A 13460-nucleotide genomic window follows, 5' to 3' on the forward strand; every position below is an offset into this window, starting at 1 on the left:
ACGCATGGACCGTTCCGACGGCCTCGCGCACCACCGCAAGCGCTTCGTCGGCGCCGACACCGACCTCGTCTACTTCGACGGCAACTCGCTCGGCCGGCCGCCGGCGTCGGCGATCGACCGCGTCGCCGCGTTCATGCGCGAGGAGTGGGGCGGGCGCCTCATCCGCGGCTGGGACGAGTCCTGGCTCAACCTGCCGTACGAGATCGGCGACCAGATCGGCCGTGCGGTCATCCAGGCCAAGGCGGGCCAGACGGTGATCGGCGACTCGACGACGGTGCTCATCTACAAGCTCGCGCGGGCCGCCGTCGACGCGCAGCTCGCGCGCGACCCCGAGCGTCGCGAGATCGTCGTCGATCGCGACAACTTCCCCACCGACCGGTACGTGCTCGAGGGCGTCGCGAACGAGACCGGATGCCGCCTCCGCTGGATCGACGTCGACCTCTCGCGCGGCGTGACCTCCGAGCAGCTCGCCGAGGCCGTCGGCCCGAAGACCGCCCTCGTGGTGCTCAACCACGTCTCCTACCGCTCGGCGTACCTCGCCGACGCACCGGAGCTCACCCGCATCGCGCACGACAGCGGCGCGCTCGTGCTGTGGGACCTCTGCCACTCGGCCGGATCGGTGCCCGTGCACGCGGATCTCTGGGACTTCGACCTCGCGGTCGGCTGCACGTACAAGTACCTCAACGGCGGACCCGGCTCGCCCGCGTTCGCGTACGTGCGCGACGACCTGCACCGCCTGCTGCGGCAGCCGATCCAGGGCTGGTTCGGCACGGCCGACCTGTTCGCCATGGGGCCGGAGTACGTGCCCGCGAGCGGCATCCGTCGCTTCGTCAGCGGCACCTCGCCGATCTCGGCGATGATCGCGATGCGCGAGACGCTCAGCATGATCGAGGACGCGGGCATGCCCGCCGTCCGGGCGAAGTCGGTCGCGCTCACCGAGTTCGCGATCGACCTCGCCGACGAGTGGCTGGCGCCGCTCGGCGTCACGGTCGGCTCGCCGCGCGACCCCGAGGAGCGGGGCGGCCACGTGATCCTGCAGCATGAGGCGATGCGCGAGGTCACGGCGCGACTCTGGCAGCGCGACGTGATCCCCGACTATCGCGACGTCGGCGGGCTGCGCATCGGGCTCGCGCCGCTCTCGACGAGCTTCGAGGAGGTGCATCGCGGCCTCGACGTCACGCGCGAGGTGCTCCGCGAGGTCCTCGCCGAGCGCGCCGGGCTGGGTTAGGTCGCGCGGGACGCGTCGGCACGGTGGCGTTCACGGCCGGCGCGGCGGTCGCCCGCGAGCACCGCAACCACCACCGCGAGCGCGAGTCCGGATTCGGACAGTGCCGAAAGCCAGAGTTCCGGAGCCGTCAACAGCAGCGTCAGCCCCAGCACCACGTGCATGCCGCCGAAGGCGAGCACGAGCGCCCGACCCGCCGCCACCTGCCCGCGCCGCACGAGGGCGATCCCGATGACGGTCGCGATCCCCATCAGCATGTTGTACACGCCGACGTTACGAGTCCAGAGGGCGACGGCATCGTACTCGCCCGGTTCGATGAGGAAGATCGGGTAGAGCGCCGCGCTGCGGAAGAAGAAGGTCTCGAGCGCGCCGACCACGATCAGGGTCAGCGCCATGAGCCCGGCGAGGACCTGCGCGGTGAGGGTCATAGGGCGGATGATCCTCGCCCACCGGGTCGCCCGCCACCCCCGAACGGGGTGCACGGGCGTCGTTACGCGGTGTCCGCCGACGTGTCAACGGCCTCGACCTCACCGGCCGGACGGACGAGACTGCTCCGGTGGCGCTTCGCAGCATCCGCGGACGCCTCGACCGAAGGAGCGACGAGCATGAGCGACGAGAAGACGACACGCACCGACGCCGGAGCCTCGGGAACCGAGGACTCGACCACGATGCCCCCGACCACGCCGATCGGCTCGGAATCGGTGACCGGGACGACCGCTTCGGGTTCGACCGGTTCAGGTTCGACCGGTACGTCCGGTTCGACCGCGGCGCCCGCCGGCCCCGGCGAGGACGTCGACAGCGGTGACCGCGAGGCCGTCGACTCGGTCGGCGCCCCCTCGGGCACGCCGCTCGGCAAGGCGACGGATGCCGCGGCCGAAGCCGCCCGCACCGCGGCCGCGAAGCTTCGCGAGGCCGCCGACAGCGCCGACCTCGACAAGTTCGCCGAGGACGCCAAGCGCGTCACGGGCGAATGGTCGGAGAAGGTCAAGGAGGAGTACCGGCGCCGGCCCGGCGTCGTGATCGGCGCGGCGGTGGCGGGGCTCGTCGTCCTCGGCACCATCGCGCGAGCGCTCGGACGGCGTCGATGAGCGGCGACGGCCGGGCCGTCGACGGATCCGACGGCATGGGCGGCACGGACGGCACCGAGGGCACCGGCACCTCCACCGGCAGCACCGGGTCGTACGGTCGCCCGGGCAGCGCCTCGCCCGACCCCAAGCAGCCGGTGACGTCGATGGACACGGCCGCGGCGGACGGCGACGCCGAGGAGCACGACGACCCGGCGGCGCACGGCGGACCGGAGTTGCGCGAGCTGCCCACCACGGAGGACGGCGTCGTCGCCGACGACGCCTCGAAGGACCACGGCGTCGGCGGACGCGCGTAGCATGGCCGGATCACCACGCCGACCCCGGGTCGGCGTGAACGCTCCGATGGAAGGGACGGGTCCATGACGGATGCGACGAACCAGCCGGGCGACGAGCTCGACGAGCGGGTGGAGGCGGCCGTCGACGAGGCCAAGGCCGCGGCCGATCGGGCCGCGCGCGAAGCCGACGCGTCGCTCGAGGCCATGCGCAACGCCGCGGCGGACGCGGCGGAACGCGGGGCCGCGGCGCTCTCGGATGCGGCCAGCCAGGCGCGTGCGGTCGCGGTCGACGCGCTCGACGACGCCGAGGACCTCTTCGAGGACGCGTCGGACTGGCTCGAGGAGAAGTACCGCGAGAACCCCGCCCTCGTGCTCGGGGTGGCCGTCGCGGCGGGCATCGCGCTCCTCGTGGGCGTCGGCGCCATCGCGCGCGCGATCTTCCGGCGCTGATCCTCACCCGCCGACGGCAGGGCCCCGCATCCCGTCGAGTGCGCCGATCCGGTCGAGCTCGGCCCGGAGCGCGTCGCCGAACGCCCGTGCCGACACGGCGTCCGCGTCGCAGTGCACGGCGCAGTGCAGTCGCCCGTCGTACGACAGCGCCGACACCCCCAGGCGGACGTTGCCCTGGATGGGCGCGAGTGGCCACGCCCGCTCGAGCGGGGCGCCCGCGACGGCGAGCGGATGCCGCGGCCCCGGCACGTTCGTCACGAACATCGCGATCAGCCGCTGGTACCGCACCAGTCGGCGGAACAGCACGGTGCCGAACCGGGTCCGGGTGAGCTCGTAGGACCCGCGCGACCGCGCGTCCGCCTTCCGCGCCCGAGTCAGCTCGGCGATCCGCCGCACCCTCGTCGACGGGTCCGGTTCTCCGGTCGGCAGCGGCACGAGCATGACGCCCACGGCGTTGCCGGACCGACCCCGGTCGGCGAGCGCGACCGGCACGCTCGCGGGAACGGCGGGCGGCACCGGCTCGCCGCGCTCCCGCAGCGCGGCTTCCGCCGCCGCGACCGCCGCCGCGAGGAGCGCGTCGTTCACGGTGCCCCCGGCGGTCGCGGCGCCGCGCGCGAGCGCGTCGAGCGATGCGTCGACGAACGCGACGCCCCGTCGCGGCCCGATCCGCCCGAGCAGCACCGTCGGCGGCAGGGCCGGCCGGAACACGGCGGTCGTCCGCTCCCACCCCGAGCCGAGCGTCCGCAACCGTTCGAGCAGGCTGCGACGCGGGCGCGGGGCCGTCGCCGACGCGGGCGGCGCCGCGGCATCCGTCGGCCCCTCACCCGCACCGAGCAGCACCTCGACGAGCCGGACCGCGGCGAGGCCGTCGGCGAGCGCGTGGTGGATGCGCAGCACGAGCCCGACCCGCGAGGACGCCGCACCGGGCACCACGAGCAGCTCCCACAGGGGCCGGTCCGTCGGCATCGGGGTGACCATGAGGCGCGCGCACAGGGCCTCGAAGCCCGCCGGACCGTCCACGGCCTCCAGGAGCCGGACGTGCCGGTCGAGGTCGACCGCGGCCTCGACCCACACCAGGCGCCGACCCTCCCGGGCGACGCGCTGCGACAGCCGCGCCTCCCGCGGGAGGCGCGCGGCGAATCGGGTGCGCAGGACCGCCAGGTCGACCGCCCCGTCGGAGGCGACGACGCCGCCCGGAGCCAGCAGCCCCGCCATGAGGAACGCGTTGACCTGGTCCGGCGCGTCGATCACGATGTTCGACGCGTCGGCCGGCGAGAGCGGCTCGTGCCGCACGCCCACCTCCCCCATCGCCGCAGTCTACGACCGGCGACGACCGGCGGGTCGGCGCCCGGTAGAATCGGAGCGACCCTCACCGTCCCCACCGAACGGAGCACCGCTGTGCCCACCATCGTCGTCGACGTGATGCCCAAGGCCGAACTGCTCGACCCCCAGGGGAAGGCCGTCGCCGGCGCCCTCGCCCGCACCGGGCACGGGTCGATCACCGGGGTCCGGGTGGGCAAGCGGTTCGAGCTCACCGTCGACGGGCCGATCGACGACGCGATCAAGGCCGAGGTGGCGGCGCTGGCCGAGAACGTGCTCTCGAACGCCGTCATCGAAGACGTGGTCGGCATCCACTACGAGCAGTCGAACGCCGAGCTCGCGGCCGAGGCCGCCGACGCGGCATCCGCTCACCACGACGGGTACGAAGCGCCCGCGGGCGAGACCCACTGACCGAGACCCACGGAGGCACCCGCATGCGCATCGGCGTCATCACGTTCCCCGGCTCGCTCGACGACCGCGACGCCCAGCGCGCGGTGCGCCTCGCGGGCGGCGAGCCCGTCGCGCTCTGGCACGGCTCGCACGACCTCGAGGGCGTCGACGCGCTCATCCTGCCCGGCGGGTTCAGCTACGGCGACTACCTCCGGTGCGGCGCTATCGCCTCGCTCAGCCCGATCATGACCGAGGTCGTCGACGCGGCGAACCGGGGCATGCCCGTGCTCGGCATCTGCAACGGCTTCCAGATGCTCACCGAGGCGCACCTGCTCGAGGGCGGACTCATCCGCAACGACCACGGCGCGTTCATCTGCCGCGACCAGGTGCTGCGCGTCGAGAACGACGACACCGCGTGGACCACCGAGTTCGCGAAGGGCCAAGAGATCACCATCCCGCTGAAGAACGGCGAGGGCGGCTTCATCGCGTCGGAGGAGACGCTCGACCGGCTCGAGGGCGAGGGCCGCGTGGTGTTCCGCTACGTGGGCGTGAACCCCAACGGGTCGCTGCGCGACATCGCGGGCATCACGAACGAGCGCGGCAACGTGGTCGGCCTCATGCCGCACCCCGAGCACGCGGTCGAGCCCGGGTTCGGCCCCGACACCGCGGCCGCGATGCGGTCGGGCGTCGACGGGCTCGGGTTCTTCGCGAGCGTCGTGCGCCGCTCGCTCGTCGAGGCGTAGCCGCTCCGGCCTTCCCGCGTCGCGCCGCGCCCGCGACGCCGGACGCGTTCGCTCTCCGAGGGGACGCGACACGCCGCGGCCCTGCGGGCTCGCGCGGCGTGTCGCGTCCCCTCGCGGCGCGTCGACGGCGCCCGCCGCGACCGACGCCCAAGCCGGAGATGGGAAAGGGCGGGGTGGCCGCCGGCCACCCCGCCCCTCCTCGGACCGGGGTCTCAGTACCCGATCGGGATGACGCCGGTGTCGGTCTGGTAGCCGGTGACGGGCGCGTGCGGGATCTCGTCCCAGCGCGCCGGGTCCTCCTGCTGCACCTCGCCCGTGGCCATGCCGACGAGCAGTTCGGTCAGCGCCAGCACGTTCTGGCGGATCGACTTGCCGCGCGCCTTCTGGCCGAGGCTGCCGTCGCTCGTGTTGCCGCTGGTCTCGAAGAAGATCGCCGGGTTGCTGTGCCCCTCGGGGTTGAGCCCGTCGTGGTCGAGGCCGAGCATCATGGCCGACACGACGCCGCCCTTGATGTCGATCTCGAGGCTTCCGCCGACCTGATAGCGGTCCATGTTGACGTAGCCGGCCTTCTGCAGCTCGTCGTAGACGTGCACGTGCATCTGGCGGGTGAGCACGTCGTACGCGCCGCCCTCGATGCCGGGCAGCGTCGGGCCGCCGGGCGCGAGCGAGATGCCGAGGGAGAGGGTGACGTCGTCGCCGGTGCCGTACTCGCGCTTGAGGCCCTGGTGGTGGATGTCGATGGCGAACGCCGGGTCGACCATGGTCCAGTACTCGTAGAACGCCTCGGACTCGGCGGCCTCGAACTTGCCGACGCCCCAGTCGCGGTTGAGGTCGATCCGCTTCGACGTGCCGACCTGCAGCACGGTCTGGCGGATGTTCAGCTCCGAGCCGTCGGGGTTGTACATCGGGATCACGTGAAACGTGTACGTGTCGCGGAGGAGCTGCCAGTCGGGCGACCCATTGGTGCCCATCTCCTTCAGCACGGCGAGCAGCGACTCGGTGCCGTACGGCTCGTTGCCGTGGATGCGGCCCTGCAGCCACACGTGCTCGTCGCCCTCGCCGACGGTCGCGACGTAGAGGTCGCGGCCCTGCTCGGAGGTCGAGACGGCGGTGCCCACCTCGGCGAGGGTGAACACGTCGACGCCGAAGCGCGAGGTCTTCTCGAGGCGCTCGAGCTGGGTGATCAGGTCGTCGTAGGTGACGATGCTCGAGATGTTGGTGTTGCCCTCGGGCGACGGGAAGTTGGGCCCGGCGAGCGCCGGCCCGCCCGACGTGAACGGGATGGCGACGGCGAACGCCGCGGCGGCGGCGATGGCGGTGGTGCGGCGGTGGCGGTGCGGTGGCTTCGGGCCGTAGGTCATCGTTGACTCCCCCATGGAACGGACGTGCCGGTGAAGGCGGCACGCGTCCTCGGGACGGCCACCCGGAAGAGGCTTTCCCAAGGACGTGGGCCCGAGCCTACGGACGCGGTCGGCGTGGGGGCAAGAGCCGCGCGTCCGGAGTCGACCGTCCGCTCCGCACCGATCGTCCAACAATCGGCGCGGAGCGGACGAACCGGGATCCGCGACTAGGCCGCGGCGTCCTCGTCGGCGTCGGGCTGCTGCGGAGCCTCGGCGTTCACGCCCCGGGCGTACGCCTCGCGCAGCGAGGTGCCGAGCTCGGCGTCGACGTTGGTCCAGTAGAGGAAGAACCGCTCGCGGATCTCGTCGATCGTGATCGCGTGCGCCTGGCCCGACAGCGTCTCCAGGAAGCGCGCCTTCGCCTCCGCCGAGAACACGTCGCGGTAGAGGGTGCCGGCCTGGCCGAAGTCCGAGTCCTCGGCGCGCAGGGTGTACGCCGTGCGCACGAGCTCGCCGTCGGCCTCCCAGCCGCCCTCGCCCGCGATCGCGGCGTCGGCGACCGGTCCGCCGAACGAGTTCGGCGCGTACACCGGGGCGGTGGGCGCGTTGAAGTGGTAGCGCGCCGCGCCGTCCTGCGAGTAGTTGTGCACGGATGCCGCGTGCGGCGCGTTCACCGGCAGCTGGTTGTAATTCGTGCCCACCCGGTAGCGCTGCGCGTCGGGGTAGCTGAAGACGCGCGCCATGAGCATCTTGTCGGGGCTGATCGCGATGCCCGGCACCGTGTTCGCCGGCGAGAACGCGGCCTGCTCGATCTCGGCGAAGAAGTTCTGCGGGTTGCGGTCGAGCGTGAGCGTGCCGACGGGGATCAGCGGGTAGTCGCCGTGCGGCCACACCTTGGTGAGGTCGAACGGGTTGAAGCGGTAGGTCTTCGCGTCCTCGTACGGCATGACCTGCACGTGCAGGTCCCACTTCGGGAACTCGCCGCGCTCGATGGCGTCGTAGAGGTCGCGGCGGTAGAAGTCGGCGTCGGCACCCGCGATGGCCTCGGCGGTCGGGGCATCCAGGTGGAGGTCGCCCTGCTGCGAGCGGAAGTGGTACTTGACCCAGAACTTCTCGCCGGCGGCGTTGATCCACTGGTAGGTGTGCGAGCCGTAGCCCTGCATCTCGCGCCACGACTTCGGCAGGCCGCGGTCGCCCATGAGGTAGGTGACCTGGTGGGCCGACTCGGGCGAGAGGGTCCAGAAGTCCCACTGCATGTCGGCGTCGCGCAGGCCCGAGCCCGGCAGGCGCTTCTGCGAGTGGATGAAGTCGGGGAACTTGATGGCGTCGCGGATGAAGAACACGGGGGTGTTGTTGCCGACGATGTCGTAGTTGCCCTCGGTCGTGTAGAACTTCAGCGAGAAGCCGCGCACGTCGCGCCAGGTGTCGGGCGAGCCCTGCTCGCCGGCGACGGACGAGAAGCGCAGGAGGGTCTCGACCTCGGTGCCCGGCTGGAAGAGCGCGGCGCGCGTGTAGGCGGACACGTCGTGGGTGACCTCGAACCGGCCGAACGCGCCGCCGCCCTTCGCGTGGACGATGCGCTCCGGGATCCGCTCGCGGTTGAACTGCGCGAGCTTCTCGACGAGGTACCGGTCGTGCAGCACCGTGGCGCCGTCGGCGCCGACGGTGAGCGAGTGCGCGTCGCTCGCGACGGGCGTGCCCGTCTGCGTGGTCGTGACGGGCGGGTTCGCGGGGTTCGACATGTCGTCCTTCTCTCTTCGGTGAACGGATGCCGCGGCCGGGTCGGGACAGGACGTGCGGGCACGACGAGCACCGCCCCGGTCGGGCGGTCGGCGCGCAGGGGCGCCGGGGCGAGCGGATGCCGCCGGCCTAGCCGGTCAACTCCCGCTGGCAGTCGGCGCAGAGGCCCCAGAAGGTGACCTCCGCGGTGTGGATGGCGAAGCCGCCCGCGGTGGACGGCACGAGGCAGGGCGCCTCGCCGACGACGCAGTCGACGTCGGCGACGGCGTGGCAGCGCGTGCACACCACGTGGTGGTGGTTGTCGCCGATGCGGCTCTCGTAGAGGGCGGCGGACCCGGCGGGTTCGATGCGGCGCAGGAGACCGGCGCCGTGCAGGGCGCCGAGCACGTTGTAGACCGACTGCAGCGGCGTGCCGGGCAGGGCGTCGACCACGCGGGCGTGCACCGCGTCGGCGTCGAGGTGCCCGTTGCCGGTGACGGCCTCGAGCACGGCCAGGCGCGGTGCGGTCACCTTGAGCCCGGCGGCGCGCAGGTGCGCCTCCGCCTCGTCTCGGTGCATCGCGGTCGCCATGCCTCGAACCTAGCAGTTGTTTTGAATGGATCAAAACAACTGAGGCATGCGCATCTCTGTTCAGCGACGGGTGCCGTCGGCGTCCTCGACGCCGGGCTCGACGACCGGGATCGCGGCCGTGAACTCCGATGCGCGCTGCTCGCCCTCATCGCTGCCCGAGAAGAGCCCGGCGCGCTCGCGCGGCGCGGCGTCGTCGGGGCGTCGGGCCCGCGGCGCGGCATCCGCTCGCCCCTCGTCGGTCGTCGCCTCGCCGGCCTCGCCGAGGAGGACGCGCTGGTGGGGCAGCGCGTCGCGGTCCTGGTCGCGCACCCACTCCACGAGCTCCTCGCGCACGAGGCAGCGCAGGTCCCACAGGGCGGCCGAATCGGCCGCGCTGACCAGGACGCGCACGCGCACCAGCCCGCCGGTCGCCTCGGTGACCTGCAGCACCTTCGTGCGCCCGTCGAAGAGGTCGGTGCCGTCGAGCACGCGGTCGAGCTCCTCGCGCATGGCGTCGGTCGACACCCGCCAGTCGACGTCGAGCTCGACCGAGCCGATGAGCGCACTGCCGTACTTGGTCCAGTTCTGGAACGGCTTCGTCGTGAAGTAGGTGCACGGCAGCACGACCGTCCGCTCGTCCCAGGTCATCACCACCACGTACGTGAGCGTGATCTCGCGGATGCGACCCCACTCCCCCTCCACGACCACCACGTCGTCGACGCGGATCGCCTCGGAGAACGCCAGCTGGACGCCCGCGAACACGTTCGCGAGCACCGACTGCGCCGCGAGACCGGCGACGATCGACGCGATGCCGGCCGAGGCCAGCAGGCTCGCACCCACCGCGCGCACGCCGTCGAACGTGAGCAGGATCGCCCCCATCGCGACGAGGGCGACGACCACCACCACGAGCCGGCGGACGACCTGCAACTGCGTGTGCACCTTGCGGGCCACCCGGTTGTCGGCGACGCCCACGTCGTACCGGCGTTCGCCCACGTCGGCGAGGAACAGCAGCACCTGCGCCACGAGCCACGCGCCGGCGCCGATGAGCGCGATGAGCACGGCGTGGTCGACGACCGGCCGCCACGGCTCGTCCGGGAAGGCGAGGGCGACCGCGATCGCGATGCCGCCGATGAGGAGCACCGTGCGGAACGGCCAGCGCGCCCGCCGGATCAGGATGTTCGCCGAGCTGCGGCGCCGCGCGACCGCACGCACCACGAGCGAGGCGATCGCCGAGACGACGAAGACGGATGCCGCGACCGCGAGCAGCGCGATCGCGAGGACGGCTCCGGGCGGCCAGGTGGCGGTGTCGGGCATGTGGAGACTCCCTCCGGTCGAGGCCCAGCGTAGGCTGCCGACGAGGGGGTGGCATGTCCGATCGATCCAACGGGACCCGCCGCAGGCTGTCCGCACTGTCCGAAGCAGTGGCCTCCCGCCTCTGGCCCATCCCGGCCGCGGCCCTCCTGGTCGGCGTCGCGCTCGGCGTCCTGCTGCCGGAACTCGACCGCGCCGTCGACGAGGAGCTGCCGTCCACGATCGCGGCGTGGGTCTTCAGCGGCGGCGTCGACGCCGCCCGCGCCGTCCTCACGACCATCAGCGGGTCGCTGATCACTGCGACCTCGCTCACGTTCTCCCTCACCGTGGTCGCGCTGCAGCTCGCGAGCAGCCAGGCGTCGCCCCGGCTGCTGCGGCTCTTCGCCTCCGACCCGATGGTCCATTGGACGCTCGCGGCCTTCCTCGGCACCTTCGCCTACGCGCTGGTGGTGCTGCGCACCGTCTCCGACGCGGGCGGGAACCTCGCCGTGCCGCGGATCTCCGTCACCTTCGCGGTGCTGCTCACGGTCGTGAGCATGCTCGTGCTGATCCTCTTCCTCGGCCATCTCGCGCGGGTCCTCCGAGTCGACACCATGCTCAAGGACGTGCACTCGGAGGCGTCGCGCACGATCGAGCTCCTCGCGGAGGACCGGCCGGAGGGCACCGAGACCATCCCGGCCGCACCGGCGGACCGCACGGAGCATCGGGTCGTCGCCAACCGGTCCGGCTTCGTCACGTCGATCGACCGGGCCCGCCTCGTCGACCTCGCCGAACAGCACGACGTCGTCATCCGCGAGCGGCGGGCCGTCGGCTCGAGCATCGTGGCGGGCACGCCGATGGCCTCGTGGTGGACGGCCGAGGACGCATCGGCGATCCCCGATCGGGCGGGGGCCGATCCGGTCGGCGATGGCATCAGGGACGCGGTCTCGATCTCGTACGAGCGCACGCCCCGCCAGGACATCGGGTACGGGGTCCGCCAGCTGGCGGACATCGCGACGAAGGCCCTGTCGCCCGGCGTCAACGACCCGACGACGGCCGTCCACGCCCTCAGCCACCTGGCCGCGGTGCTCGCCGATCTGGCCGAGCTTCCCCCGGAACCGCCGTCCCTCGTGGACACGGCCGGGCGCGCCCGGCTGGTGCCGTGTCGCACCGACTTCGCAGCCCTCCTCGAGACCGCGCTGCAACAGCCGCGACGATACGGCGCCGGCGATCCCGACGTCGTGTCCCGGCTCTACGGGCTCATCGCAGACGTCGCGTGGCGCACTCACGATCCGGAACGACGCGCAGCGCTGCGAGGGCAGCTCGAGCGCCTCTCCGCCTCCGTTGCACGCCAGGATTACGACGAGGTCGAACGGCGTCGATTCGCCCAGCTCGAGGCCGACGCGCGACGTGTCCTCGACCCGGATGACGAGCCGACACGGCCCTGACGCTCGGCGCCGGCACGCGCACCGGCACGGCGGCCGGTTCCCGGTGGAACCGAGCCTCGGCGGTCCACCCTGGGGCGTCGGCGGCGACCGCGCCCGCGGCATCCGTCATCGACGCGGCACGGCAGCGCCGCCCCTGGTCCCCCGCGCGGACGGACGCGGCATCGACGCCGACTGACTCGCGCGCGCCTCAGCGGTACTCGGGATTCGGGTGATCGGGCGCGGGCACGTAGCCGAAGTGCTCGCCCTCGTCCCACTCCGATCGCACGTTGCCGATCGCGGGGATGCCGCCGGCGTCCTTCAACAGCTTCGCCACGTGCATGAGGTTGTACGTCATGAACGTCGTGTTGCGGTTGGTGAAGTCGTTCTCGGGCCCGCCGGAGCCCTCGTCGAGGTAGCTCGGCCCCGGACCCGCCTCGCCGATCCACCCCGCGTCGGCGGCGGGCGGGATCGTGAAGCCGATGTGCTGCAGGCTGTAGAGGATGTCCATGGCGCAGTGCTTGATGCCGTCCTCGTTGCCGGTGATGATCGCGCCGCCGACCTTGCCGTAGAACACGTACTGCCCCTTGGCGTTCTTCTCGCCGCTCATCGCGTAGAGCCGCTCGATGAGTCGCTTCGTCACCGACGAGTTGTCGCCGAGCCAGATGGGGCCGCCGATCACGAGGATGTCGGCATCCTCCACCTTCGGCCAGATCTCCTCCGGCCACGCGTCGTACTGCCAGCCGTACTCGCGCATGTCGGGGTAGACGCCCGTCGCCACGTCGTGGTCGACGAAGCGGATCGACTCGACCGAGACGCCGTGCTCGCGCATGAGCCGGATGCTCGAATCCATGAGGCCCTGCGTGTTGCTCGTCTCGGGCGAGCGCTTGAGGGTGCAGTTGACGAAGAGCGCGGTCAGATCGCTGAAGTCCGGTTCGGCTGCCATGGGCCGACGCTACTCCGGCCAGGGGCGGATGCCGCGGGGTTGTCAGCGAACGCACACCTCGCGCACCGCCCGCAAGCGGCATCCGTTCTCGTCGGTCAGTAGCGCAGCACGCTGTGGACGTCGTACCGGCCGGCGAGCATGCCGCGCCCGCCGAGCGCCTCGAGCTCGATCGCGACGGAGACGCCGGCGACGGTCCAGCCGGCGCGCTCCACCAGGCGGGCCGCCGCGCCGACCGTGCCGCCGGTCGCGAGCACGTCGTCGACGATGAGCACGCGCGACCCCGGCGGAAGCTCGCCCTCGTGCACCTCGAGCGCGGCGGTGCCGTACTCGAGGTCGTACTCCTCGCGGAGCACCGCGCGCGGGAGCTTGCCGGCCTTCCGCACCGGGAGGACGCCCGCACCGCAGAGCGCCGACGCGGCGCCCGCGAGCAGGAACCCGCGAGCTTCGACGCCCGCGAGGACGTCGAACCGGCCGGCGAACGGCGCCGTCAGCGCCTCCGCGAGCGCATGGAACGCGGGGCCGTCGGCGAAGACCGGCGTCAGGTCGCGGAAGAGCACGCCGGGCTCGGGGAAGTCGGGGATCGTCGCGAGCTTCGACTCGACGAGCTCGCGCACCTGGGCATCGTCCACCGGCCCACCCTAGCCCCGCCGGGTCGCGGGCGGCGGTTCCCGAGGAGCAGCGCG

General features: G+C 72.6%; 14 protein-coding genes and 1 pseudogene. 7 read left to right on the top strand and 8 right to left on the bottom strand.

What is annotated here, in order from left to right; genetic code table 11:
- The first annotated feature begins 4 nt into the window (after positions 1-4).
- On the top strand, positions 5-1228 hold the full coding sequence (locus RH861_RS12755; protein ID WP_310521284.1) for a kynureninase: 1224 nt from the start codon (positions 5-7) through the stop codon (positions 1226-1228).
- Here the strand turns inward: RH861_RS12755 and RH861_RS12760 are convergent.
- Positions 1225-1653 (bottom strand): DUF1304 family protein, encoded by a 429-nt coding sequence (locus RH861_RS12760; RefSeq protein WP_067945672.1) that lies wholly within the window; start codon positions 1651-1653, stop codon positions 1225-1227. The genes RH861_RS12755 and RH861_RS12760 overlap by 4 nt on opposite strands.
- 177 nt (positions 1654-1830) lie before the next feature.
- Here RH861_RS12760 and RH861_RS12765 point away from each other — a divergent pair, with 177 nt between their 5' ends.
- The 3 genes from RH861_RS12765 to RH861_RS12775 all read left to right on the top strand — a co-directional run bounded on the left by RH861_RS12765 (position 1831) and on the right by RH861_RS12775 (position 3035).
- A complete protein-coding gene (locus RH861_RS12765) occupies positions 1831-2313 on the top strand; it encodes a hypothetical protein (RefSeq protein WP_310521285.1) in 483 nt (160 codons plus the stop codon).
- On the top strand, positions 2310-2606 hold the full coding sequence (locus tag RH861_RS12770; RefSeq protein ID WP_067945678.1) for a hypothetical protein: 297 nt from the start codon (positions 2310-2312) through the stop codon (positions 2604-2606). Before RH861_RS12765 ends, RH861_RS12770 begins: the two co-directional genes overlap by 4 nt.
- Before the next feature lie 63 nt (positions 2607-2669).
- Positions 2670-3035 (top strand): hypothetical protein, encoded by a 366-nt coding sequence (locus RH861_RS12775; RefSeq protein ID WP_310521286.1) that lies wholly within the window; start codon positions 2670-2672, stop codon positions 3033-3035.
- A gap of 3 nt (positions 3036-3038) precedes the next feature.
- Here RH861_RS12775 and RH861_RS12780 read toward each other — a convergent pair whose 3' ends face one another.
- Complete coding sequence (locus RH861_RS12780) at positions 3039-4343, bottom strand: wax ester/triacylglycerol synthase domain-containing protein (RefSeq protein WP_310521287.1); 1305 nt, start codon at positions 4341-4343, stop codon at positions 3039-3041.
- A 90-nt stretch (positions 4344-4433) separates the two neighbouring features.
- Between RH861_RS12780 and purS the strand changes: the two are divergent.
- Both purS and purQ read left to right on the top strand, forming a co-directional pair.
- Positions 4434-4667, top strand: a pseudogene (gene purS / locus RH861_RS12785) (phosphoribosylformylglycinamidine synthase subunit PurS); the annotation flags it as partial.
- A gap of 122 nt (positions 4668-4789) precedes the next feature.
- A complete protein-coding gene (gene purQ, locus RH861_RS12790) occupies positions 4790-5488 on the top strand; it encodes a phosphoribosylformylglycinamidine synthase subunit PurQ (protein WP_067945684.1) in 699 nt (232 codons plus the stop codon).
- A 212-nt stretch (positions 5489-5700) separates the two neighbouring features.
- Here purQ and RH861_RS12795 read toward each other — a convergent pair whose 3' ends face one another.
- The 4 genes from RH861_RS12795 to RH861_RS12810 all read right to left on the bottom strand — a co-directional run bounded on the left by RH861_RS12795 (position 5701) and on the right by RH861_RS12810 (position 10431).
- Positions 5701-6849, bottom strand: coding sequence for a M14 family zinc carboxypeptidase (locus tag RH861_RS12795; RefSeq protein WP_310521288.1), 1149 nt, complete (start codon positions 6847-6849; stop codon positions 5701-5703).
- A gap of 206 nt (positions 6850-7055) precedes the next feature.
- Complete coding sequence (locus tag RH861_RS12800; RefSeq protein WP_310521289.1) at positions 7056-8570, bottom strand: catalase; 1515 nt, start codon at positions 8568-8570, stop codon at positions 7056-7058.
- A 127-nt stretch (positions 8571-8697) separates the two neighbouring features.
- On the bottom strand, positions 8698-9138 hold the full coding sequence (locus tag RH861_RS12805) for a Fur family transcriptional regulator (protein ID WP_310521290.1): 441 nt from the start codon (positions 9136-9138) through the stop codon (positions 8698-8700).
- A 60-nt stretch (positions 9139-9198) separates the two neighbouring features.
- Positions 9199-10431 carry a mechanosensitive ion channel family protein gene (locus tag RH861_RS12810; protein ID WP_310521291.1) on the bottom strand — a complete coding sequence of 411 codons (1233 nt, stop codon included), beginning with the start codon at positions 10429-10431 and terminating at the stop codon, positions 9199-9201.
- A gap of 53 nt (positions 10432-10484) precedes the next feature.
- Here RH861_RS12810 and RH861_RS12815 point away from each other — a divergent pair, with 53 nt between their 5' ends.
- Positions 10485-11855 carry a DUF2254 domain-containing protein gene (locus RH861_RS12815; RefSeq protein WP_310521292.1) on the top strand — a complete coding sequence of 457 codons (1371 nt, stop codon included), beginning with the start codon at positions 10485-10487 and terminating at the stop codon, positions 11853-11855.
- 187 nt (positions 11856-12042) lie between these two features.
- On the opposite strand, the gene RH861_RS12820 is transcribed toward RH861_RS12815, so the two are convergent.
- A complete protein-coding gene (locus RH861_RS12820) occupies positions 12043-12777 on the bottom strand; it encodes a flavodoxin family protein (protein ID WP_310521293.1) in 735 nt (244 codons plus the stop codon).
- 95 nt (positions 12778-12872) lie between these two features.
- Positions 12873-13406 (bottom strand): adenine phosphoribosyltransferase, encoded by a 534-nt coding sequence (locus tag RH861_RS12825; protein ID WP_067949056.1) that lies wholly within the window; start codon positions 13404-13406, stop codon positions 12873-12875.
- Between the last annotated feature and the right edge of the window lie 54 nt (positions 13407-13460).

The organism is Agromyces indicus, assembly GCF_031432295.1.
GTDB classification, from domain to species: domain Bacteria; phylum Actinomycetota; class Actinomycetes; order Actinomycetales; family Microbacteriaceae; genus Agromyces; species Agromyces indicus.